The organism is Thalassospira australica, from assembly GCF_000763295.1.
Lineage (GTDB): Bacteria > Pseudomonadota > Alphaproteobacteria > Rhodospirillales > Thalassospiraceae > Thalassospira > Thalassospira australica.
The window spans coordinates 378,748-402,540 of the sequence record NZ_JRJE01000031.1 but is presented as its reverse complement, the minus strand read 5'-3'; the positions used below and the strand labels follow the sequence as shown (position 1 = coordinate 402,540).

The 23,793-nt window shown below is 53.1% G+C and carries 23 protein-coding genes; 16 read left to right on the top strand and 7 right to left on the bottom strand.

Translation table 11 applies throughout. The features are described from left to right. The first annotated feature begins 237 nt into the window (after positions 1 to 237). From JF44_RS0115060 to JF44_RS0115030, 7 genes are all read left to right on the top strand, one after another. Complete coding sequence (locus tag JF44_RS0115060) at positions 238 to 591, top strand: FtsB family cell division protein (RefSeq protein WP_033069767.1); 354 nt, start codon at positions 238 to 240, stop codon at positions 589 to 591. 557 nt (positions 592 to 1,148) lie between these two features. Continuing rightward, the gene (gene pdhA / locus JF44_RS0115055; protein ID WP_033069766.1) at positions 1,149 to 2,159 is read left to right on the top strand and encodes a pyruvate dehydrogenase (acetyl-transferring) E1 component subunit alpha; all 1,011 of its coding nucleotides are present in this window, start codon (positions 1,149 to 1,151) and stop codon (positions 2,157 to 2,159) included. 53 nt (positions 2,160 to 2,212) lie between these two features. After that, a complete protein-coding gene (locus JF44_RS0115050; RefSeq protein WP_033069765.1) occupies positions 2,213 to 3,646 on the top strand; it encodes a pyruvate dehydrogenase complex E1 component subunit beta in 1,434 nt (477 codons plus the stop codon). Between the two features lie 63 nt (positions 3,647 to 3,709). Next, entirely contained in the window at positions 3,710 to 5,044 is a 1,335-nt protein-coding gene (locus JF44_RS0115045; protein WP_033069764.1) for a pyruvate dehydrogenase complex dihydrolipoamide acetyltransferase, read from the top strand. A gap of 95 nt (positions 5,045 to 5,139) precedes the next feature. Further along, on the top strand, positions 5,140 to 6,537 hold the full coding sequence (gene lpdA, locus JF44_RS0115040) for a dihydrolipoyl dehydrogenase (protein ID WP_033069763.1): 1,398 nt from the start codon (positions 5,140 to 5,142) through the stop codon (positions 6,535 to 6,537). Positions 6,538 to 6,655: 118 nt separating this feature from the next. Further along, positions 6,656 to 7,654, top strand: coding sequence for a lipoyl synthase (gene lipA / locus JF44_RS0115035; protein WP_033069762.1), 999 nt, complete (start codon positions 6,656 to 6,658; stop codon positions 7,652 to 7,654). Positions 7,655 to 7,693: 39 nt separating this feature from the next. Then, a complete protein-coding gene (locus JF44_RS0115030) occupies positions 7,694 to 8,158 on the top strand; it encodes a type II toxin-antitoxin system RatA family toxin (RefSeq protein ID WP_033069761.1) in 465 nt (154 codons plus the stop codon). Here JF44_RS0115030 and JF44_RS0115025 read toward each other — a convergent pair whose 3' ends face one another. After that, the gene (locus JF44_RS0115025; protein WP_202901526.1) at positions 8,159 to 8,650 is read right to left on the bottom strand and encodes a CinA family protein; all 492 of its coding nucleotides are present in this window, start codon (positions 8,648 to 8,650) and stop codon (positions 8,159 to 8,161) included. Between the two features lie 8 nt (positions 8,651 to 8,658). After that, on the bottom strand, positions 8,659 to 9,141 hold the full coding sequence (locus JF44_RS0115020; protein WP_033069759.1) for a phosphatidylglycerophosphatase A family protein: 483 nt from the start codon (positions 9,139 to 9,141) through the stop codon (positions 8,659 to 8,661). Between the two features lie 227 nt (positions 9,142 to 9,368). On the opposite strand from JF44_RS0115020, the gene JF44_RS0115015 reads away from it, so the two are divergent. Next, entirely contained in the window at positions 9,369 to 10,694 is a 1,326-nt protein-coding gene (locus JF44_RS0115015) for a M23 family metallopeptidase (protein WP_033069758.1), read from the top strand. Continuing rightward, positions 10,654 to 11,109, top strand: coding sequence for a bactofilin family protein (locus JF44_RS0115010; RefSeq protein ID WP_033069757.1), 456 nt, complete (start codon positions 10,654 to 10,656; stop codon positions 11,107 to 11,109). Before JF44_RS0115015 ends, JF44_RS0115010 begins: the two co-directional genes overlap by 41 nt. A 139-nt stretch (positions 11,110 to 11,248) precedes the next feature. On the opposite strand, the gene JF44_RS0115005 is transcribed toward JF44_RS0115010, so the two are convergent. Continuing rightward, complete coding sequence (locus tag JF44_RS0115005) at positions 11,249 to 11,947, bottom strand: haloacid dehalogenase type II (RefSeq protein ID WP_033069998.1); 699 nt, start codon at positions 11,945 to 11,947, stop codon at positions 11,249 to 11,251. 79 nt (positions 11,948 to 12,026) lie between these two features. After that, positions 12,027 to 14,051, bottom strand: a complete 2,025-nt coding sequence (locus JF44_RS0115000) for a lytic transglycosylase domain-containing protein (protein WP_033069756.1) — start codon at positions 14,049 to 14,051, stop codon at positions 12,027 to 12,029. A 212-nt stretch (positions 14,052 to 14,263) separates the two neighbouring features. Between JF44_RS0115000 and dapA the strand changes: the two genes are divergently transcribed. The 4 genes from dapA to JF44_RS0114980 all read left to right on the top strand — a co-directional run bounded on the left by dapA (position 14,264) and on the right by JF44_RS0114980 (position 17,019). Next, the gene (dapA, locus tag JF44_RS0114995) at positions 14,264 to 15,145 is read left to right on the top strand and encodes a 4-hydroxy-tetrahydrodipicolinate synthase (RefSeq protein ID WP_033069755.1); all 882 of its coding nucleotides are present in this window, start codon (positions 14,264 to 14,266) and stop codon (positions 15,143 to 15,145) included. Positions 15,146 to 15,162: 17 nt separating this feature from the next. Next, on the top strand, positions 15,163 to 15,639 hold the full coding sequence (smpB, locus tag JF44_RS0114990; RefSeq protein WP_033069754.1) for an SsrA-binding protein SmpB: 477 nt from the start codon (positions 15,163 to 15,165) through the stop codon (positions 15,637 to 15,639). A gap of 110 nt (positions 15,640 to 15,749) precedes the next feature. Beyond that, positions 15,750 to 16,433: a sulfite oxidase-like oxidoreductase gene (locus JF44_RS0114985; RefSeq protein ID WP_052065958.1), complete on the top strand. Its 684-nt coding sequence runs from the start codon at positions 15,750 to 15,752 to the stop codon at positions 16,431 to 16,433. Next, a complete protein-coding gene (locus JF44_RS0114980) occupies positions 16,420 to 17,019 on the top strand; it encodes a glutathione peroxidase (RefSeq protein ID WP_238318465.1) in 600 nt (199 codons plus the stop codon). Before JF44_RS0114985 ends, JF44_RS0114980 begins: the two co-directional genes overlap by 14 nt. A 49-nt stretch (positions 17,020 to 17,068) precedes the next feature. Here JF44_RS0114980 and recQ read toward each other — a convergent pair whose 3' ends face one another. The 3 genes from recQ to JF44_RS0114965 all read right to left on the bottom strand — a co-directional run bounded on the left by recQ (position 17,069) and on the right by JF44_RS0114965 (position 20,265). Continuing rightward, complete coding sequence (gene recQ / locus JF44_RS0114975; RefSeq protein WP_033069753.1) at positions 17,069 to 18,901, bottom strand: DNA helicase RecQ; 1,833 nt, start codon at positions 18,899 to 18,901, stop codon at positions 17,069 to 17,071. A 31-nt stretch (positions 18,902 to 18,932) separates the two neighbouring features. Further along, a complete protein-coding gene (locus tag JF44_RS0114970) occupies positions 18,933 to 19,574 on the bottom strand; it encodes a uracil-DNA glycosylase (RefSeq protein WP_033069752.1) in 642 nt (213 codons plus the stop codon). 82 nt (positions 19,575 to 19,656) lie between these two features. After that, positions 19,657 to 20,265: a LabA-like NYN domain-containing protein gene (locus JF44_RS0114965; protein ID WP_033069751.1), complete on the bottom strand. Its 609-nt coding sequence runs from the start codon at positions 20,263 to 20,265 to the stop codon at positions 19,657 to 19,659. Positions 20,266 to 20,407: 142 nt separating this feature from the next. Here JF44_RS0114965 and folK point away from each other — a divergent pair, with 142 nt between their 5' ends. From folK to JF44_RS0114950, 3 genes are all read left to right on the top strand, one after another. Continuing rightward, positions 20,408 to 21,001 carry a 2-amino-4-hydroxy-6-hydroxymethyldihydropteridine diphosphokinase gene (gene folK / locus JF44_RS0114960; protein ID WP_337587907.1) on the top strand — a complete coding sequence of 198 codons (594 nt, stop codon included), beginning with the start codon at positions 20,408 to 20,410 and terminating at the stop codon, positions 20,999 to 21,001. Between the two features lie 109 nt (positions 21,002 to 21,110). Further along, positions 21,111 to 21,443 carry a DNA-directed RNA polymerase subunit omega gene (gene rpoZ, locus JF44_RS0114955; protein WP_033069750.1) on the top strand — a complete coding sequence of 111 codons (333 nt, stop codon included), beginning with the start codon at positions 21,111 to 21,113 and terminating at the stop codon, positions 21,441 to 21,443. Positions 21,444 to 21,592: 149 nt separating this feature from the next. Further along, positions 21,593 to 23,737, top strand: coding sequence for a RelA/SpoT family protein (locus tag JF44_RS0114950; RefSeq protein WP_033069749.1), 2,145 nt, complete (start codon positions 21,593 to 21,595; stop codon positions 23,735 to 23,737). Positions 23,738 to 23,793: the final 56 nt, after the last annotated feature.

Here is a 23,793-nt window from a genome sequence, read left to right as displayed (position 1 = left end):
ACTTGAATATCAGGATTAGTGCATTGACCGTAAATCTGCGACTTTGCGATGGATGCTTAACCCTATTTTTACTCACTTCTGCGTAGGTTAAAGGGTAATTTACTGGGTTTTCGCCCTTTGATTGATGGCAGTTGCTTGATAATCAAGGGAAATAACGCATGTTGTTTTAATGTTGTCCGCCCGGAATGATTTGTTTCGTCGCCAAAGTCGTGCGTATGCGCAAGGGGCATAAGGTAAATGTCATCAAACTCACCGGTTCTTCGCCGCCTAAAGCAGGCCGTTGCCCCGGTAATTGCATTTACCGTGATGGCGTATTTTATCTTTCATAGTGTCGAAGGCGAGCGCGGCTTGCTGACATACTGGTCCATGCAGGACCGGGTGACTGAAATCGCTACCGTCCTTGATGAAACCACCGAGCGCCGCAAGGCGCTTGAGCAGCATGTATTGTCACTGCGCGCAACCCACCTTGATCCCGACCTGCTGGACGAGCGCGCACGCGCCATGCTCAATGCGGCCCATCCTGATGACCTGATCATTTTTCACCACGATGGCTACAGCGACGTCATTACCGCTTCGATAGATGCCAAATAACGGGCTGGCAACGTCCATCACCTGATTGACGTCAACAGACAGAATCCGGTGTTATCGAATTTCCATTTTATCCTGTGATCGGCCTGTGTAGCTGCAAGGAATGGCGTGCAAAACACGAATTCCCGGTTGTGAATTATGTTCAGCAATAAGCGCAGCAGGCTAAGTCATTGCTTAAACTGACTTATGGTTTAAATCGGGTTTTGACCTGGTTCGGTAGAGGTCCTTGATATTCAACATGTTCCTATGGTTGTTTCCAAGCATGCGCTGCTATGCGGTATTATCCTCGTAATCGCATAGCATTTGTGACGCACGGGAATGAACGAATTTCAAAGCATTGCTCCAAGTTGCTGAAAACCAAGCAACTCTGGAAAATGGAGGAATAATAAATATTAACCATATATCGGTTTATTTGTGATTGTGCGTTGCAAAACAACGATTTACTCGGTGTTAGATTGCTTGCTCTTGCGGTCTGTTTTCGGTAGTCATTTCGGTGGTCCAGTACCGAATTAAGCGCTCATACATGATGCTTAAGCGACAGCCATCCACCGGGAGGAAACATGGCGACCACAAAACGCAAACGCGCCACGACGCGCGCCGACAATCAGGCGAGCAGTGACGATCTCCTCAAATATTACCGTGAAATGCTTCTGATCCGCCGCTTTGAAGAAAAAGCAGGCCAGTTGTATGGCATGGGTCTCATTGGTGGTTTCTGCCACCTTTATATCGGACAGGAAGCTGTCGTTGTTGGCATGCAAGCCGCAGCGTCGGACGAAGATGGTGTTATCACCAGTTATCGCGATCATGGGCACATGCTTGCGACGGGCATGGATCCCGCTGGCGTGATGGCCGAGCTGACAGGCCGCGAAGGCGGTTATTCCCAAGGTAAGGGCGGCTCGATGCATATGTTCTCCAAGGAAAAGAATTTCTATGGTGGACACGGCATCGTGGGTGCCCAGGTGCCATTGGGCACCGGGATTGCCTTTAGCTATAAATACCGTGAAGAAAACAAGGTCTGCATGACCTATCTTGGTGACGGTGCCGTCAACCAGGGGCAGGTCTATGAAGCCTTTAACATGGCAGCCCTTTGGCAGCTTCCGGTGATCTACTGCATCGAGAACAACCAGTATGCGATGGGCACCTCGACCCAGCGTCACTCATCCAGTCCTGACCTTTATGAGCGCGGCAAGGCCTATGGTATCCCGGGCGAACAGGTTGATGGCATGGATGTTCTGGCGGTGAAAGCAGCTGGTGAACGTGCGGTTGCGCATTGCCGTGAAGGCAAGGGCCCATACATTCTTGAACTGAAGACCTATCGCTATCGCGGACATTCCATGTCCGACCCGGCGAAATACCGTACCAAGGACGAGCTCGACAAGATGCGTAAAGAGCACGATCCGATTGATATGGTCAAAAAGCTCCTGATCGACGGCAACATCGTGGATGAAGCCGGTCTTAAAGACATCGACAAGGAAGTTAAAGCCGAAGTCGCAAAAGCGGCCGAGTTCGCGCAAAACAGCCCGGAACCAGATGTTTCCGAACTGTTTACCGACATTCTGATCGACGCGTGATCGCACACCCTGCGAACCGCTTTTGAACGATATTTCCCGGGAGAGAGGGAACAATGCCGATTGAAGTTTTGATGCCGGCCCTGTCGCCGACCATGACCGAAGGCACACTTGCCAAATGGAACGTTAAGGAAGGCGACGAAGTCGCATCCGGAGACGTGATCGCAGAAATCGAAACCGACAAAGCCACGATGGAAGTCGAGGCTGTTGACGAAGGCAAAATTGGTAAGCTTATCGTCGATGCCGGTACCGAGAACGTCGCGGTCAATCAAGTGATTGCCTATATCCTTGAAGAAGACGAAGACGCATCTGCACTTGATAACGTGTCTGCGTCAGCTGCACCCAAAGCAGAAGAAGCGCCTGCGGAATCTGCTTCGGAGGAGGCACCTGCTGCCGGCTCTTCGAATGCCGCACCGGTTGCTGCCAGTGGGGCAATTGAACGTTCCGACGCCGAGCCGCGCGCCATGAGCGTCATGAACGCGACGCAAGACGAAAAAACCTATACCAGCTTTAAAACCCAGACCGTGCGTGAAGCCCTGCGTGATGCAATGGCCGAAGAAATGCGCAGCGACGACCAAGTGTTTGTCATGGGTGAAGAAGTTGCGCAGTACGAGGGTGCTTATAAAGTCACCCAGGGGCTGCTGGATGAATTCGGTGACAAGCGTGTGATCGATACGCCAATTACCGAGCATGGCTTTACCGGTCTGGCAACGGGTTCTGCCTTCATGGGCCTGAAGCCGGTTCTTGAGTTCATGACCTTTAACTTCGCAATGCAGGCGATTGACCAGATCATCAACTCTGCTGCGAAGACGCTGTATATGTCTGGTGGCCAGCTTGGTTGCCCGATCGTGTTCCGTGGCCCGAACGGTGCCGCGTCGCGTGTGGGTGCCCAGCATTCGCAGTGCTATGCATCCTGGTATGCGCATTGCCCGGGGTTGAAGGTTGTTGCCCCGTGGTCGGCAGCCGATGCCAAAGGCCTGCTCAAGGCCGCCATTCGCGACCCGAACCCGATTGTCTTCCTTGAAAACGAAATCATGTATGGTCAGAGCTTCGAAGTGCCTGATGATGATGATTTCGTCCTGCCGATTGGTCAGGCCAAGATCGAACGCGAAGGGACCGATGTCACCATCGTTGCTTTCTCGATCATGGTTGGCAAGGCGCTTAAAGCGGCCGAGCAACTGGCAGAGCAGGGCATCTCGGCAGAAGTCATCAACCTGCGCACCATCCGTCCGCTGGATGTGAACACCATCGTGCGTTCGGTCATGAAGACCAACCGTCTGGTGACGGTCGAGGAAGGCTGGCACTTCTCGGGGATTGGTGCGGAAATCGCATCTGTGGCAATGGAGCACGCATTCGATTACCTCGATGCACCGGTTGCCCGTGTCACCGGCGAAGACGTTCCGATGCCGTATGCTGCCAACCTGGAAAAGCTTGCGCTTGCGCAGGACAGTCACATCGTCGCCGCGGCCAAGGCCGTTTGCTATCGCTAAGTAAGACGGACAGGGGCAGGTGCGGGTTGAACCGCGCCGCCCCGTTACCGGGAGATTGCGTTCATGCCTGTAAAAGTATTGATGCCGGCCTTGTCGCCGACCATGACCGAAGGCACCTTGGCGAAATGGCACGTCAAGGAAGGTGATACCGTTGAATCGGGTGATGTCATCGCCGAAATCGAAACCGATAAAGCCACGATGGAAGTCGAAGCCGTCGACGAAGGCAAAATCGGGAAAATCCTTGTTTCCGAAGGCAGTGAAAACGTTGCGGTAAACGAAGTTATCGCCCTGCTGTTGGAAGAAGACGAAGACGAAAGTGCACTTGAAGGTGCGGATACCTCGGCGGCAAGCACGGGCGGCGGTGAAAGCGCACCGGCCAATGACGACGCCAAAGAGGACAAAGCACCAGCCGCAGCCGAAAAACCGGCAGCATCGGGCGGTGACAAGCCGGCCCCGGCTGCACCGGTTTCTGGTGGAGAGCGCATCAAGGCAAGCCCGCTTGCGCGCCGTATTGCGGCCAATGAAGGTGTCGAGCTTTCCGGTGTTTCCGGTTCCGGTCCGCGTGGGCGTATCGTCAAGCGTGATGTTGAAGCGGCCCTGTCGTCCAAACCGGCCGAAAAAGCGGCCGCGTCAGAGGACAAAAAATCCGCAGATGCACCAGCAGCCGCTGCACCGGCCGCATCGGGCTGGAACCCGGATCTTACGGGACTTCCGGAATACGAAGAAATTCCGAACAGCGGCATGCGCAAGACCATCGCGCGTCGCCTGACCGAGTCCAAGCAGCAGGTTCCGCATTTCTATCTGACGGTGGATTGCGAACTCGACAATTTGTTGGCAACCCGCAAGCAACTGAATGAAAAGGCGGGCGAGGGTGTCAAGATTTCGGTCAATGATTTCATCATCCGTGCGGTTTCGCTGGCGCTGAAAAAGGTTCCGGCGGCGAACTCCATCTGGACTGACAAAGCCACCCTGCAGTGCAAGCAGCAGGACATTTCGGTGGCGGTTGCCATCGAAGGCGGCCTGATTACGCCTGTGGTCCGTGATGCCGGTTCGAAAGGTCTTGCTGAAATCTCGACCGAGATGAAAGCATTGGCTGGCAAGGCACGTGATGGCAAACTGATGCCGGAAGATTATCAGGGTGGTACGTTCTCTGTATCGAACCTTGGCATGTTTGGCATCAAGGACTTCTCCGCGATTATCAACCCGCCGCAGGGCTGCATTCTTGCCGTTGGTGCGGGTGAACAGCGCCCGGTCGTCAAGGATGGTGCGCTGGCAATCGCAACGGTTATGAGCTGCACGCTTTCTGTTGACCACCGTGCGGTTGACGGTGCGGTCGGTGCTCAGTTCATGGCCGAATTCAAAAAGCTTATTGAAGATCCGCTGAGCATGTTGCTTTAAGGGTCCAAAGTTGCGCGGGGACTTGAACAAGTCCCCGCAAGCATTTGAATTTAAAGACCTGTAGCCGTTATCGGGCAGGCGAAGGAGATCCTACGATGGCAGATAGCAATTTCGACGTAATCGTGGTTGGTGCAGGTCCGGGTGGTTATGTAACCGCAATCCGGGCGGCACAGCTTGGTCTGAAAACGGCTGTTGTTGAACGTGAACATCTTGGTGGCATTTGCCTGAACTGGGGTTGTATCCCGACCAAGGCGCTGCTGCGTTCGGCCGAAGTTTATCGCAACATGCATCATGCAAAGGAATATGGTCTTTCGTGTGAAAAGCCGTCCTTTGATCTTGATGCGGTGATCCAGCGGTCGCGCGGTGTGTCCAAACAGCTTTCGGGCGGTGTTGGTCATTTGCTGAAAAAGAACAAGGTGACGGTGATTAACGGCGAAGCCAAGTTCGATGGCCCGAAAAAGATCGTGGTCGAAGGCAAGGACAAGGGCACCTATACCGCCAAGAACTATATCATCGCGACCGGTGCACGGGCGCGTGCACTTCCGGGGCTTGAAGCCGACGGCAAGGTTGTCTGGGATTACAAGAAGGCAATGACGCCTGATAAAATGCCCAAAAGCCTTGTTGTGGTTGGTTCCGGTGCTATCGGGATCGAATTCGCCAGCTTCTATCACACCATGGGTGCTGATGTGACGGTGGTTGAAATCATGCCGCAGATCATGCCAGTCGAAGACAAGGAAGTGGCGGGGCTTGCACAAAAAATGATGACCAAGGACGGGATGAAAATCCTGACCGAAGCCAAGGTCGCCAACCTTAAGCGTAACGCCGACAATGTTGTGGTTACGGTCGAAACCAAAGACGGCAAGAAACAGGAACTCACCGTTGATCGCGTGATTTCTGCTGTTGGTGTGATCGGTAATACCGAAGGTCTTGGTCTTGAAACCACCAAGGTCAAGATTGACCGCAATGTGATTGGGACGGATGAATATTCGGCAACGGCAGAACCGGGCATCTATGCCATCGGTGACGTCGCCGGTCCGCCGATGCTGGCGCACAAGGCAGAACACGAAGGTGTTGTCTGCATTGAAAAGATTGCCGGTGTCAAAGGCGTACATCCGCTTGATCCGCGCAAGATCCCGGGATGCACCTATTGCCATCCGCAGGTCGCAAGTGTTGGCCTGACCGAGGCCAAGGCCAAAGAAGCCGGTTATGAGGTCAAGGTCGGCAAGTTCCCGTTCATCGGCAATGGCAAGGCCGTTGCCCTTGGCGAGGCCGAGGGTCTTGTGAAGACCGTGTTTGATGCCAAGACCGGTGAATTGCTTGGTGCGCACATGGTCGGGGCCGAAGTGACCGAGCTGATTCAGGGCTTTGTGGTTGCGATGGGGCTGGAAACGACCGAGGAAGACCTGATGCATACGGTCTTCCCGCATCCAACACTTTCGGAAATGATGCATGAGTCGGTCCTTGACGCCTATGGGCGTGCGATCCACTTCTAAAACAATGGGTTTTACCGGGAACACATGCCCGGTATGACCGTTTTGAACGAATGTCGGTTTGACAAATGCATGGCGGGGCGGCAAATTGCCGCCGGTCCAACCCTTCGGAGGTAACTCTATGTCGACGGCGCCCAGCGAACAGAAAGTAGTTCGTCATCCGGAAAAACAGAAACGGCCAGATCGACCATCCGGTCGCAAGCCATCCTGGATTCGCGTCAAGGCGCCAACCTCCAAGGGGTATCAGGAGACCCGCGAACTTGCGCGTGGTCTGAACCTGCATACTGTTTGCGAAGAAGCTGCATGCCCGAATATCGGCGAATGCTGGCAGAAAAAGCACGCATCCTTCATGATCATGGGCGATACGTGTACGCGTGCTTGTTCGTTCTGCAATGTGAAAACCGGGATGCCCAACGCGCTTGATCCGTTCGAGCCGGAAAACCTGGCGATGGCGGTTGCCGACATGCAGCTCAAGCATGTTGTGATCACTTCTGTCGACCGTGATGACCTTGCCGATGGCGGGGCAGCACATTTTGCCCGTGTGATCGAAGCCATCCGTCATAAATCGCCAGAAACCACGATTGAAATCCTGACCCCGGATTTCCGTGACAAGCCGGGTGCGGTTGAAATCGTTGCCAAGGCCCGCCCTGATGTGTTCAACCACAATCTTGAAACGGTTCCGAGGCTTTATACCAACATCCGTCCGGGGGCTCGGTACTATCAATCGCTGCGCATTCTTGACCGGGTTAAGCAGATTGACCCGACGATCTTTACCAAATCTGGCCTGATGGTCGGTTTGGGCGAGGAACGCCAGGAACTGGCACAGGTTATGGATGACCTGCGTGTTGCAGACGTGGATTTCCTGACTGTTGGCCAGTATTTGCAGCCGACCCTCAAACATGAGCCTGTCCACAAGTTTGTCACGCCTGATGAGTTTAACGACTATGCCTCTATGGCGCGAGGCAAAGGGTTCTTGATGGTATCGGCAACGCCATTGACCCGCTCAAGCTATCACGCGGACCGTGACTTCGAATTGCTGCGTGAAGCCCGCGAGAAAAAGCTGGCTGCCGCCGAAGAAGCGAAAGCCAAAGCGGAAAAAGCCGTTACGGCTGCTCAGTAACACCGAGACGAAACGCGCGACGATCAGGGGAGATATCGGGTGCCGACGCATGCAGAGCGCAGGAAACTGCCCTATACGCCGGAACAACTCTTTGAGCTCGTCGCGGATATCGATTCCTATTCCGAGTTTCTCCCGTGGTGTGTCGCCTCACGCGTACGCAAACGCGATGGGAATGTGCTTAAAGCGGATTTGGTGATCGGCTTTAAAATGTTTCGGGAAAAATACACCTCGAAAGTAACCCTGCAGCGCCCGGATCGGGTCGACGTTGAATATCTGCAGGGGCCGTTCAAGTACCTTAACAATCACTGGGTATTTGAAGAGGATGAAGACGGTGGCACTTCGCTTGATTTCTTCGTGGATTTCGAGTTTCGGTCAGCCCTGTTGCAGAAAATGATCGGCGTTGTCTTTAACGAGGCCGTCAAGATGATGGTTGGTGCGTTTGAAACCCGGGCACGTGAAGTGTATGGGGAGCCGAAACTCCCGCCTGCCGATAGCCAGGCTTAATTAACCAAGCATCTCATCGATCAGGGAAAATGCCCGAAGAACCGTCGCCTTGCGCACAGCATGCCGGTCACCGGGGAAAACTTCATGGGTGGTGATTGTTGCGTGGTCTTTGGCAGAACAGCCAAAATGCACCAGCCCAACCGGTTTTGTATCGGTTCCACCGCCCGGGCCTGCAATTCCGGTGACAGAGACTGCAATTGTTGCATTTGGTGCCCGTTTCAATGCGCCTTCGGACATGGCGCGTGCGACCGGTTCTGATACGGCCCCGAATTCGGCCAACAAATCCTCGCCAACCCCGAGCAGATCCCGCTTGGCTTCGTTGGAATAGGTGACGAAACCGCAATCAACGACCGAAGAACTGCCATCAACCCCGGTTAGTGAGCCTGTAATCAGGCCGCCGGTACAGGATTCAGCGGTTGCGATCATCACGCCTTTGGCCTTGCAGCGTGCGATCAGTGCGCTTGCTTTTTCTAGAATATCCTGGTCGGTCATCATGGGTGTCATCCGCCAATCAAGTGAACGAATACCGCGAGTGTGATCATGGCAAAGGCCGCGGCAAGCACATCATCAAACATGATGCCGAAACCGCCGCCAACGCGCCGATCTACCCAGCGTATCGGCCAGGGCTTGATAATGTCAAAGAACCGAAATGCAACGAAGGCCGCCAACATCCAAAGAATATCGATCCATCCGCCACCTAGCGGGATCACCAGCAGGCACATCCACTGTCCGACAACCTCATCAATGACGATCTCACCCGCGTCATGAATGCCCAGAAGGTGGCTGTATTGGTGGGCGACCCACACACCGATGGCAAAAATCAAAATGCTGGCGACAATAAGAATGCTGTCTCCGCCATACATCCAGATCGCCCAGCCAAAGGGCAGGGCGGCGAATGACCCGGCAGTGCCCGGTGCCTTTGGACTTTTGCCGCTATAGAACCAGGTTGCGGCAAAAGTTATTAGAAAACGGGAAAAAGACATTGTCGCTTTACGTATGAGAGATGTGAAAGATGGCCATAGGTAACACAGCATGGGTATCGAACGGGGAAAATTTTACGGTTAAGGATGTGTTAACAGGCTTGCTTGCGAGGCGACTTACAGGTAGCGTAAAGAAAAAGACAAGAAGACTCAGGTGGGGCAATATAAACTCGACGTAACCGGGGAATATCCGGACGTGATTACGGGCAACTAGGGGTTAGACACTGAATATGTCGGCGTTTGAAGGCATTCGTCGCTTGGTGGATAAATGGTTTCCGGAACGGCAATTGCTTGTCCGGTCCAATGATTCTGTTTACCAGCTTCGGCTTGGAAAATTTGGGCAGTTGGCGTTGGCCTCTTTTGGGGCAGCGGTCATCACCTGGACCGTCGGGGTTACAGGATACAGTTGGTATCTTGATCAACGCCTGACCCTGCGTGAGGAACAACTTTTCCGCAGCGAGCTGTCCTATAACCGGCTGATTGCACGCGTCACTGAAAGTCAGCGGCGTTTTGGCGAAATTACCGCCCAAATGGAAGACACCCATCGCAATCTGTTGTCGATGGCAGAACATAACCTGCAGCTTCAAGCGCGGGTACAGGACTATACCTCCAAGCTTGAGAGTAGCGAGAAGGAAAAGGTCCGGATTTCTGCCCTTCGAACATCGATGGATAACCAAATGAATGCGCTGCAGGGGCAAATCGACGGTATTACCAACCGAAACCTTGCCCTGCGTGATGAGTTGGAAACCGTTGAAACGGTTATGTCGCGCGTGATGCGCGAACGTGATCAGGCGTTGCAGCGTTCCAAAAAGCTTCAGGGCGAACTGAGTGACGCCCGCCAACGTATTGCTGATCTTCATTCGATCCAGCAACAGGCGATGCAACGTGTTGCCCAGACGGCGGATACGACCATTCTTGAACTTGAGAATGTCCTGGAAATGACCGGGCTTAGTCCCGAAACCTTTATCCTGCCCCCCATGAAGCCGCAGGAACCGGGGGTTGGTGGTCCGTTCGTGGCGTTTGAACCCGAACACCCGCAGGACGAAGAATTTGTGAATGTGGCATTGGCATTGAATGACCGTATGGATCATCTTTCCAGCCTGCATGACAGACTGAAAAAGACGCCGATTGGGGAGCCAGCCGCGTCTTATTACTTATCGAGCTCGTTCGGTAAACGAAAAGACCCGATCAATGGTCGCTGGGCTTTTCATTCCGGTGTAGATCTTGCCGGACCGATCAAGACACCAATTCTTGCAACAGCACCAGGAAAAGTGGTGCATGCGGGATGGAGTGGCAAATACGGGAAGATGGTCGAAATTGATCATGGAAACGGCGTTCGAACCCGTTATGGCCACCTATACAAGGTCCTCGTAAAGAAGGGCGACGAAGTGCGTTACCAGGACCACATAGCCTTGATGGGCAGTACTGGCCGCAGTACAGGCAGCCACGTCCATTACGAGGTTTTGGTTCATGACAAGCCGGTCAATCCTATAAAATTTATTGAGGCGGGACGTTATGTTTTCAAAAGCGAGCAAGACGAAACAAACAACGACTAAAAACGGCAGCGCAACTGCTGAGAAAAAAGGTGGCCTTTCGGTCATCAATGCTGATCTTCGGGTAACCGGTGATCTGATTTCTGAATCCGATGTTCAGGTGGATGGTTCGGTTAATGGCGATATCCGCACCCGGACTTTGACAATTGGTCAAAATGGCGAAGTACGCGGCGAAATCGTCGCAGAGAAAATCCGCATTTGTGGCACCGTTGTTGGTCAGGTCCGCGCGCGTGATGTTTCTTTGGCAGATACCGCACGTATGATTGGGGACATTCTTCACGAAAGCCTTTCGATCGAACCCGGTGCCCATATCGAAGGACATTGCCGTCGCATCGAAGGCGTGTCGGACGAAGGCGGTTTGACCGTTATTCAGGCGGGGCAGGTAGTTGCTGCCAACGTGAAGAAAGAAAACAAATAATCGCATAAGCGATCTTTATCAGTCCTAAGGCGACGGGTCCGGTCACCTTTGCGACGGGTAAAACAGATAAAAGGCAGGTTCCGGTTTCGGACCTGCCTTTTTGTGTTTTGATGTGATGCTTTCCTGTCAGGCTTTCTGCTCAGGCCTTCTGCGGTTCGCCCACCAGAGGTAGCAGTTCATCAAGGCCGTTCAGAACGACATCGGCTTCATGTGACAGCCGTTCAGCCGGGGTGTGCGCACGATTGATCCATGCGGTGCGGAAGCCGAAATGACCGGCCCCGGCAATATCCCAGCCATTCGATGACTGGAACGAAATTTCTGCGGCTTCGACTTCCAGCTTGTCGACGGCAAGCTGATAAACATCCGGGTGGGGTTTGTATGTTTTGAGTTCATCAACACAGATGATCTGATCAAACAGGGAAAGAATGCCCGACGATTTCGCCGCCGAGATCAGCATATGTTTTGCCCCGTTCGACAGGATGGCAAGTTTGTGCCCCTGTGCTTTTAAGGTGTTAAGGGTTTCCACGACTTCGGGGAATGTATCAAGTGACAGGTAGGTTTCCATCAGTTTGGCCCGCAGCACCGGATCCTTCTTGCCGATCTGATCAAGGGCAAAGTCAAGCGCATCACCCGTGACCGTCCAGAAATCAGCAAACTCACCCATCAGGCTGCGAAGCCAGGTATATTCAAGCTGTTTTTGACGCCAGATTGATGAGAGGCGGTCTGATTCGTCACCGATGCTGTCGCGAAACTTGGCGACAGCCGATCCAACGTCAAACAGGGTACCATACGCATCAAAAACAAAAGCGCGGCAAGAAGACAGTGCATTATCGGACATGTTGCTGACCTTTTCTGACAAGCAGTATTGATCAAATATGGGCGATTTGGCCAGAAGCACAAATCAGGGCTTTGGGCCCTTACTCCGCATCAGTCTGGCCCATTGCGATCTCATCGCGGGCAAAACGCCGACGATAGACATAAGTTCCTTCCATCACGCGCTGAACGTAATTTCGGGTTTCGCTATAGGGGATCATTTCGATCCAGTCGACCAGATCAACGTCAGGGTCTCTTGGGTCACCATATTCGTTGATCCATTGGCGCACACGGGTTGGCCCGGCATTGTAACTGGCAATCGTCAGCACTTCCTGACCGTCCCAACGGTCAAGCAGCCGTTCAAGATAGGCACGGCCAACCGCGATATTAAATGACGGGTCTTCGGTCAAGCGGTCGGTATCGTAGTCGAGATCAAGGTTTTTAGCCATGCGTTTGGCTGTGGCAGGCATCAGTTGCATCAGACCACGGGCCCCGGCAGATGACACCGCCTGGGCGTTAAACAGGCTTTCCTGTCGCATTATGGCATGAACCAATGCCGGGTCCGGTGCCCGACCAAGCGGGACCTGTTCATGGATCGGATATGCCGCATCCAGATAGCCACTGCCGGTTCGAATGCTGCGTTTTGCCGCCAGGATGCCAAGGTCCGTTCGGCCATATTCGCGGGCGAGGTCGGTCGCCATTGCCAGATATTCCGGTTCATCATGTTCGTACACCAGCGCCATGATGAAGGGGCGGATGATGTTGCCAAGACCCATCTCGCCCAGTTTGCGGACAACCTGGGTCAATTCCTGTGCTTCGAATGCGGCGCGTTGTTCCGGGCTTGGGACAGGTTGTTCAACCGAATAGCTCGGCTTGGTGCCCAATTCATCAATCGCAAGCTGACCATAAAACGTGTGGGCATGCTCGGCTGCGATAGCAAACCATTCCTTTGCACGCTTGGTATCGCCAAGTTTTGCATTGGCACGCCCAGCCCAGTAGGAACCGCGTGCGAGGCTGATCGGATACTGCACAACGTCATACAGGTTCTGGAAATGTGTCAGTGCGATATCGGCATCGCCCAGAAATTCAAGTGCGATCCATCCGGCATACCATTCGGCCTCGGCAATATCACCGGCATCAACTTGTCCATGATTGGCAACAAGGCGATAGGCGTCGGTGATGTGACCCTTTTGCAGAGCGCGCCGTGCAAGGATCGCCTTTTCCAGCCACCAGTATTGCGGGCGGATCGAGATGTATGCCAAATCATTGGCCTGCGACAACAAAAGGTCGCGGGCATCCTGATCACGGTCTTTCTTGCGGCGCCAGCGCACGCGTTCGTAAATCAGGCCGGGATCATCACGGTATTTTTCGGGAACGCGATTGATCGCGCCATCGACACCACCGCGCATTGCCCTTAAGGCGGCGCGCGCTTCTGCCAGACGGCGGTAATCATCACTGACATGTTTCATCATGCGCGCTGCCGTCGTCAGGCGACCTTCCCATAACAAGCGATCAAGACGCTGTTCATGGGTTTCCTGATCAATGTATTTGCCATAACGATCAAGGAAACGGCGTTCCTGGCCGCTGCCGAAATTTTCGTTGATCCAGCTGTGACGTACCAAGGCAATGGCGGCAGATTCCTGACCAGCCCCCAAAAGCGCCTTGATCTGACGTGTCGCACCATCTGCAGTGACGGGCGCGGATCGTTTGAACCAAGCCAGGATTGCTTCATCTGGCACGGCATCGGTCATGGCTTCTTCGGCGCGTTGGCGCAGCAGTGCCTGACTTGGCCATTTGGGATGGGCATCTATGAAGGTGGTGATTTCTTCGAAGCTGTGACCCGAATTCGGCGCGGTCAAAAGCATCCATTCCGCTGCCTTTTGCAGCAGAGGATCATCAAAATTTGTCAGGAGCCGTTCGAAAACCTCTGTCTTGCCGTCTTCAACGGCATCCAGAAAGGCGTTTAGACGCGCCCGGCTAACAGAAGAATAAAGCGGCGAGGGCGGTTGCGTGTGAAGAATACTGTCTTCGTTCGTCGCGGCCCGTAACTGATGATTCTCTGGTATCAGGATCGATAAGCCCAGTGCCATTGCGCAGATCGAGATCTTGCGGAAAGACGCTTGCGCCATGTGATGTTCCCCTTGTGCCTTACGGCAACGAATGCGCTCTCAAGGTCGGCATTATGGCAGTGAAATCGCCAAAAGCCAAACAGTCCTGACGGGAATTTTTCAGTCTGATGATCGATAGTTGGGAATATTGGATACAGTGCTTGCGGGAAACCCCAACAGCGGCTATTTTCGCGACCGCTTTCAATAAATAAATCCCGGATTTGGAGATCTCTATGTTTAAGGGTTCAATCACAGCTTTGATCACACCATTCACGCAAGATGGTGCGATTGATGAAAAGGCGTTCCAGTCTTTTGTGGATTGGCAACTTAAACAGGGCACGACAGGTGTTGTGCCTGTCGGAACCACGGGTGAATCTCCGACGCTGAGCCACGCCGAACATCACCGCGTTGTTGAACTGGCACTTGAAGTTGCCAAGGGCCGCGGTCCGGTGATTGCCGGGACAGGGTCAAACTCGACCGCAGAAGCTGTTTCATTGACCCGCCATGCGCAAAATGCCGGTGCGGATGCAGCGCTTGTTGTCACACCGTATTACAACAAGCCGACCCAGAAAGGCCTGTATGCGCATTTCAAGGCGGTGCATGACGCGACCGATATCCCGATTGTGATTTACAACATTCCGGGGCGCTCGATCGTCGATATGAATGTCGATACCATGGCCGAACTGGCAAAATTGCCGCGCATTGTCGGGGTAAAGGATGCAACCAGTGATCTGGAACGTCCGGCACTGACCCGTCTGGCTGCTGGCGCTGATTTCTGTCAGCTGTCGGGTGAGGATGGTACGATTGTGCCATTCCTTGTACAGGGTGGGCATGGCTGTATTTCGGTGACCTCAAACATTGCCCCGAAATTGTGTGCGGATTTGCATGCCGCGTGGGCGGAGGGGAACATTTCCAAGGTTCAGGAGTTGAACTATCGTCTGATGCCGGTGCACAAGGCGATGTTCTGTGAATCAAGCCCGGGGCCGGTGAAATATGCTGCCGAACTTCTCGGCCTTTGTGAAAGCCATATGCGTTTGCCGATGGTCGAGATTGCCGAAGAAACCAAAAGCAGGGTCGAAACCGCATTGAAGAATGCTGGTATTCTTGGCCAGTAAACGATAACAAGCGTCTTATGGCACCCAAGAAAGAAACAGATAATAACAAGGTCGTCGCGCAAAACAGGCGGGCCCGCTTTGACTTTTTCCTGACGGAAACGTTTGAAGCCGGGATTGCCTTGCGCGGTACCGAGGTCAAATCACTTCGCGATGGCAAGGGAAACATTCAGGAATCCTATGCCGAAGCAAAGAACGGCGAAGTGTGGCTGATCAACGCGTATATTCCTGAATATCAAAGCAAAATGCCGTTCGGCCATGAAGAGCGCCGTCCGCGCAAATTGCTTTTGCATAAACGTGAAATCACGAAAATGCATGACGCGCTCAACAAGAAGGGCTTCACCCTTGTTCCGGTAAAGCTGTACTTCAATGAACGCGGGATCGCGAAGCTTGAAGTTGCCATCGCCGAAGGTAAGAAAAAGGCTGATAAGCGCGAGGCTGTCAAAGAACGTGATTGGCAGCGCGACAAGGCGCGTCTGATGCGTGATTTTGGCTGATTGATGCTTTCAGGTCGCAAGTCGTTGACTTGTGCAGGCGCAAAGAGACTGTATCTAATAATGGTGCTGACAATGTGAACGTGTCAGCACCATTTTTCGTATCAGCTTTCATGAGTAAGAAAAACGCGATGACCGGGAACTTTACAGGCAAGATCAAGGAAAAGCTGGTGGCAGCCAAGCGTAAATGGGCATCTGATGGCCGTTTGCTGACCGGTATCACTGATCCTGATCGTGCGAACCGCCTGCCGCCGGGCCAGCGCCTTGTAACAGACTGGCCTGTTCTGGATATTGGCATTACGCCACATGTCGCGCCCGAAGACTATCAGCTTGAAATCAATGGTCAGGTTAGAACACCGATGTCGCTGAGCTTTGGCGATTTGCTTGACCTGCCACATGTAACAGCGAAAAACGATATTCACTGTGTGACGAGCTGGTCACGATACGACAATCATTGGCAAGGTATTCTGGCAACGACATTGGCTGAAATGGCAGGTCCACTGCCTGCTGCCCGTCATGTTCTGTTTACCGCACATGACGGGTATACGACCAACGTTAGGATTGACCAGTTTCTTGATGACGATGTTCTTCTGGCCCATCATTGGGAAGGAGAGCCACTAAGCGAGGAACACGGCGGCCCCGTTCGCGTGGTTATTCCAAAATTGTACTTCTGGAAAAGTGCGAAATGGGTCCGTAAAATCACCTTTGCGCGTGATGATAAGCCCGGTTTCTGGGAAGAACGTGGATATCACAATAACGCTGACCCTTGGACGGAGCAGCGCTATGACAACGATTGAACCTCTGATTGGTAAATGGCGTCAGATCGTTGTATTCTTTGCCTTCACGGTTTTTGTTACGTCTTTGTCCTGGAGGGAGACAATGGCATCGGATGATGCGCTTTCGGCTTATGATTTTTCATTCCCGGCAATTGATGCCGGTGAAATTCACCTGTCAGAGTATGAAGGCAAGACAATCTTGCTGGTAAATACCGCCTCAATGTGTGGCTTCACCCCGCAGTATGACGGTTTGCAAAAATTATGGGAAACCTATCGGGATGACGGTTTGGTCGTTCTGGGGGTGCCGTCAGCCGACTTTGGTGGTCAGGAATACAGCGAGGATGCTGACATTCTTGATTTCTGTGAGGTTAATTTCGACGTCGATTTCCCGCTGAGTTCAAAGGCAACGGTTAAAGGCCCGGACGCCCATCCGTTCTATAAATGGGCCGAACAGGAAATGGGGGCAGATAACGCCCCGCAATGGAATTTCCATAAGTATCTGATCGGGCGCGATGGCAAACTGGTCGCAAGCTTTGACAGTCGCACCAAACCCGATGACGCCAAGATCGTTGATGCCATCCGGGACAACTTGTCTGCTGGTGGGTAACCCGGTTTATTGCAGCCGGATGATTTTGTGAAAATTGGATGGTGCGGGGTCAGCGTCGCCCATCCATCACATCAAGAAATACCAGTCCATACTGATCAAGCTTTTTGACGCCAACCCCATTGATCGAAGTCATGTCTTCTAGTGTTCTGGGCTTGAAGCGCACCATTTCCCACAATGTACGGTCGCTGAATATCACATAGGGCGGGACGTTCTGGCTGGTTGCCAGTTGGCGCCGAAGTGTGCGCAAGCGTTCCCAAAGGTCACGGTCTTCTTCGTTTTCAAACTCGGTATCGAAATCGCGCAAGCGTCGGGTCATGGCGCGTTTGGTTTCACCGGGGTCTTTGCGCATTTCAACGACTTTTTCACCGCGCAAGACCGGCCGGGACTCTTCTGTCAGATAGACACCACCATGACCTTCGACATCAACCTGCAAATAACCCATGGCAAGCAACTGGCGAAAAACGGATCGCCATTGCGGTTGCGCGATGTCTTTGCCGATAGCATAGACTGAAAGTTTGTCATGGCCGTTTTGGCGGATTTTCTCGGTTTTACGCCCCATCAGGACTTCGATGACGTGAGCCGGGCCAAACCGTTGCCCGGTTCGATAGACCGCCGAAAGGGCTTTGCGCGATGCATCGGTTGCATCCCATGTCTCTACCGGCTCCAGGCAGGTATCGCAGTTGCCGCAGGGTTGATGCTGGTTTTCGCCGAAGTAGGACAGGATAACCTGACGACGGCACTTCGTGGTTTCAGCCAAACCAACCAGCGCATCGAGTTTGCGCGATTCAATGCGTTTTTGCGCTTCGGGTGCTTCGGAGCCTGCGACCATGCTTCGGATCGACACAATATCGGACAGATCGTAATTCATCCAGGCATTGGCTGGAAGGCCATCGCGCCCGGCACGTCCGGTTTCCTGATAATAGGCTTCCATGCTTTTGGGCAGGTTCAAATGCGCCACAAAACGGACATTGGGTTTGTCGATGCCCATGCCAAACGCCACTGTCGCGCAGATGATCAGGCCATCTTCGCGCAGGAATCGGTCCTGATGAAGTTGGCGCGTTTCCTGTGTCAGGCCGGCGTGATAGGGAAGGGCGGCACGGCCATTTTCACTAAGCCACTGGGCTACATCTTCGGTCTTGCGCCGGGAGAGGCAATAAACAATCCCGGCATCCTCGGCATGTTCGCGGTTCAGAAACGACAGCAAGCGTTGTTTGGCATTGCCCTTGGTTTCAATCCGATAGGTGATGTTTGGCCGGTCAAACCCGGTGATAAAGCACTGGGCCTGTGTCAGGTGCAGGTTTTCGGCAATATCTTTTCGGGTTGGGGTATCTGCCGTGGCTGTCAATGCGATGCGCGGAACGTGCGAAAAACGCGTGGGCAGAAGATCAAGCCTGCGGTATTCCGGGCGGAAATCGTGGCCCCATTGCGATACGCAGTGGGCTTCGTCAATTGCAAACAGCGAAATGCTGATCCGGTCCAGAAGGCTTAAGAAACGATCAGAGGCAAAGCGTTCCGGTGCGACATATAAGAGGTCGATATCGCCATCAATCGCACGGGTTTCAATTTCACGTGCGGCATCAGGTGCCATGCTTGAATTGATAAAGGCAGCTTTGACACCAAGCTGATTAAGGGCATCAACCTGATCCTTCATCAATGCGATCAGCGGCGATACAACCACAGCAGTCCCCGGTCGGCAAAGAGCCGGTACTTGATAGCACAGTGATTTACCACCACCTGTCGGCATCAGAACGAGCGCATCGTTCCCTGCGATAACATGATCAATGATTTCAGCTTGTTGGCCGCGAAAGCTGTCATAGCCGAACACTTCGCGCAGCACATCAATCGGCAGACGTTGTGCAGGGCGGTCGAGCAGGTCGGACATGGGCTCGTGCATAGGCGATGTATCGGGCAAATTAACCGTCCAGATGTGCGCGGATGTCGGCAAAGACGTTTTCGAACATCTCTGGCGTCAGGCGATAGGTCTGGGTGTTGTAGCGCGAACAGTGGTAGCTATCAAACAATGTGATGCCATTTTCCATCTTGTGTGACGCACGATGGGCAAATTTCAGGGATGACAGCTTAAGCCCGAAGGTGCGCAGCATTGCCTGATGGGCCACTTGACCAAGGCAGAGGATGGCGGACAGGTTTTTCATCGCGTCAAATTCGCTGATCAGAAACGGGCGGCAGGTGTTGGCTTCCGGCCCGGTGGGCTTGTTTTCCGGCGGCACGCATTTGACGGCATTGGTGATCCGGCAATCCAGCAGCTCAAGGCCATCATCGGGGCGTTTGTCATAGGTGCCCTTGGCAAAGCCGAATTTCTTGAGCGTGTCATACAAAAGGTCACCGGCATAATCGCCCGTGAAGGGGCGCCCGGTGGCATTTGCCCCCTTAAGTCCCGGTGCCAGTCCAACGATCAAAAGTCTGGCATTAAGCGGGCCGAATGGGCGGACCGGGCCATTGTGGAATTCAGGAAATTTATCCTGATTTTTGCGCCGAAATTCGACGAGACGCGGGCAAAGTTGGCAATCGATGTCGGGCTGTTGATAGGCAGTCATGGCATATCTGACTTTTTGCCGGTTACGGTTGCCCGTAACCGGTGGTGATCAGGATGGGGCGGGAAATGGTTTCGATCAGCACTCAATCGTAATCGAATTCATCAAGTTCCGGGTGGTCGGGATGATCATCGATTTCCGGGTGATCATCATCGCGACGTTGTTGAACCTTGCGTGCGATTGTGCCTTCAAGATCCGTCAATTCGATAAAGTTATCGGCCTGACGGCGCAATTCATCGGCAACCATCGGCGGATTGGATTTGACTGTCGATACGACCGTCACGCGAACGCCCTTGCGCTGTACGGCATCGACCAAACGCCGGAAATCACCATCGCCTGAGAAAATGACAACATGATCAAGGTGTTGCGCCATTTCCATAACGTCAATTGCCAACTCGATGTCCATGTTGCCCTTGATCTTGCGACGTCCGGCCGCATCGGTGAACTCCTTGGTCGGTTTGGTGACCATGGTGTAGCCGTTATAATCAAGCCAGTCGACGAGTGGGCGGATAGGGGAGTATTCCTGATCTTCGATCAGAGCTGTGTAGTAAAAGGCTCTGATCAGCTGCCCTTTCTGGGCAAACAGGTCCAAAAGGCGTTTGTAATCGATATCAAAACCAAGTGCCCGTGCCGCAGCATATAGATTGGAGCCATCAATGAACAACCCGATGCGTTCCTGCGGGTAAAAAATCATACTAAAATTCCTCAAACATCAAATTTAATTATGCAGTTCCTAAAAATACGGAACCATTAATTTGTACAGGGGTGACCGGGACAAAGAAAGGCGAAAATATCGTAGACAGAGCATTGTGGCTCCCGTAGACATGCGCTCTTTCGTGATACAAGATCGTCCGTACTTCACCGAACTGAAAGCCTGCCTTGTGAGCATGTTGACTTCGTCAGACACCAACGCTTCGTCAGATGACGCCATTATGATTGCCTTTGGAGCAAACCTGCCTACTGAGGAATATGGTGCGCCTGCGCAGACATTGAAGGCCGCGTTGCAACGTTTGGCCAAAGATGGCGATATTTCAATTGATTTGGTGTCATCCTTTTATGAAACCGCCCCGGTGCCAATTTCGGACCAGCCTTGGTATGTGAACGGTGTAGCGCGCTTGTCGACGGACATGTCGGCCCATGATCTTTTGGCGCGCCTTCATGAAGTTGAGGCCGAATTTGGCCGTGTGCGACGTGAACGCAATGCAGCCCGTGTCATCGACCTTGATCTGATTGCCTATGGGCGGGATCTGGTGCAGGAGGAAGGCGGGATTTGTGTGCCGCACCCAAGGATGGCGGAACGTGCCTTTGTGTTGCTGCCGTTGCGGGATGTTGCTTCTGATTGGGTTCATCCGGTTTCCGGACAAAGCATTAACGAGCTGATTTCGAAACTGCCGGCAGATCAGCAGATTCGCAAACAGGCCGAGAGCTGAAAAAGCATATGAAAACCTGACTGCAAGAGTGGTTTCGCTGTTGCAACACAATTGATCCGGCGCTATAAAGCTCGGTCAGAACACCCCAAAAGTATTGCTGGAGACATTTATGGCGCGCGTTACCGTCGAAGATTGCGTTGACAAGATCCCAAACCGCTTTGAGCTTGTAATGCTTGCAGCTCAGCGTGCACGCAACATCTCGGCCGGTGCAGAACTGACCATTGATCGTGACAACGATAAAAATCCGGTTGTTGCACTGCGCGAAATCGCCGAAGTAAAGGTTGATTTTGACGATCTGCGCAATGGCATGGTTCAAGGTCTGCAGCGGCATGTTGAAACCGACGAGCCGGAAGAAGCCGAAGACGATTTCGGTCCGAAACTGGTCGCAGATGCAGTTGAAGATGCATCTGTCGGCGTTGTTGCTCCGTCGGAAGAAGAATAATCAGATTGGTTTTGATCTGATCTGATTCGATTCGATTCCAAAAGAAGAGCCACGGTTTTTATCTTCCGTGGCTTTTTTTTGTCCAAATCGTACTATCTTAAGTGAGGGATGAAATAATTCCCCCTGGATAATTGCGGAGATGCCCCTGAATGATGCGTCAATACGAACTTGTTGAACGGGTTAAGGCATATGACCCCGATGCGTGCGAAACCACGTTGAACCGGGCCTATGTCTATGCGACCCAGAAGCACGGTTCGCAAAAACGCGCATCGGGCGATCCGTATTTTTCCCACCCGATCGAAGTCGCGGGCATTCTGACCAACTACAAGCTCGACTGCGACACGATCATTACAGCGTTGCTGCACGACACCATCGAAGACACCGATGCGACGCCCAAAGAGATCACAAAGCTTTTTGGCAACAACATCATGAAGCTGGTCGATGGTGTGACCAAGCTGACGCAGATTGAGCTGAAATCAGCTGATTCCAAACAGGCCGAGAACTTCCGCAAGCTGCTGCTGGCAATGTCAGAAGACATTCGTGTCTTGCTGGTCAAACTGGCAGACCGGCTGCATAACATGCGGACCCTGCATTACATTTCCAAGCCGGAAAAACGCGTGCGTATTGCCGCGGAAACGCTTGAGATTTATGCCCCGCTTGCCGAACGCATCGGTATGCACGACATCAAGGAAGAGCTCGAAGACCTTGCCTTCCAGCATATCAATCCTGAAGCCCGTGATTCGATACTGGCGCGCCTGGAATTTCTGCGGGCAAAAGACGACAACGTCGTTAACCGCATCGTTTCAGAGTTGCAGGATGTTGTCGGTCGTCAGGGACTGAAGGTCGATATTTATGGCCGTGAAAAACGCCCATATTCGATCTGGCAGAAGATGCAGCGCAAGAACATCACCTTTGGTGAGCTGTCGGACATCATGGCTTTTCGTGTTCTCGTAAGCGAGATGCCTGAATGCTATGAAGTTCTTGGCTATTTGCATGCCAATTACAAGGTCGTACCGGGCCGGTTCAAGGATTATATCTCCACACCGAAGCCCAACGGATACCGTTCCATTCATACAACGGTGCTTGGTCCGGAAAACCATCGGATCGAGGTGCAAATTCGCACCCGTCACATGCACGAGGTCAACGAAAACGGTGTGGCGGCCCACTGGGCATATAAACAGGAAAAGCCGACGGGCGATCAGAAAGAAGGCGTTCAGTATCGCTGGTTGCGTGACCTGCTTGATATTCTTGAACACGCTTCTGAGCCGGAAGAGTTCCTTGAGCACACCAAGCTCGCGATGTTCCAGGATCAGGTGTTCTGCTTTAGTCCGAAGGGCGATGTGATTGCGCTTCCTGCACGCGCAACACCTGTTGATTTCGCCTATATGATCCATACCCACATTGGCGATACCTGTGTCGGCGCCAAGGTTAATGGCGCGATGGTTCCGCTGCGCACGGTGCTTTATAACGGTGATCAGGTCGAGATCGTAACATCGAAGGCGCAAACGCCGAATCCGACTTGGGAACGCTTTGTTGTTACCGGCAAGGCGCGCGCACGTATTCGCCGCTTCATTCGCCAACAGCAGGAAGATCAATACAAGGATCTTGGCAAGGCGATCTTGCAAAAGGCATTTCGTCAGGAAGGCTACGATTATTCCGACAAGGCTCTTGATGGTGTTCTGAAGATCTTCAAGCAGCCGTCGGTCGATGCGCTTTTGACGCAGGTGGGTGCGGGGCATCACACCGGGCGCGAGATCGTTCATGCGGTATTCCCCGGAACCAAGGACAAGGAAACGGCGCGGAAGGTCGTGCCGCTTGAGAAGGTCCGGGCGCGCAAACATGACCATGCCATTCCAATCAAGGGGCTTATCCCGGGCATGGCTGTGCATTATGCCGGGTGCTGCCATCCGCTGCCGGGGGACAGGATTGTCGGGATTGTTACAACCGGCAAGGGCGTTACCATCCATACGATTGATTGTGATACGCTTGAAACCTTTACCGAGCAGCCCGAACGTTGGCTTGATGTTGGCTGGGACAATGAAGGCGAACCGGAACACTTCATCGGGCGGCTGGGCCTGACTGTTGGCCATGAGCAGGGGGCGCTTAGTTCGATCACCAGTGTGATTGCCAAAAACCATGGCAACATTACCAATTTGCGCTTCACCAACCGCACGACCGACTTCTTTGAAATGTTGATTGATATTGATGTTGTCGACGTCAAGCATCTGACCAACATCATCGCTGCCTTGCGGGCGACACCTGTGGTGAATGCCGTGGAACGTGCGCGTGGATAAAGGTTAATTGTAAACAGCTTCACCTTTTGGGGGAATTTGGCGCAAAAGCCTTGCCA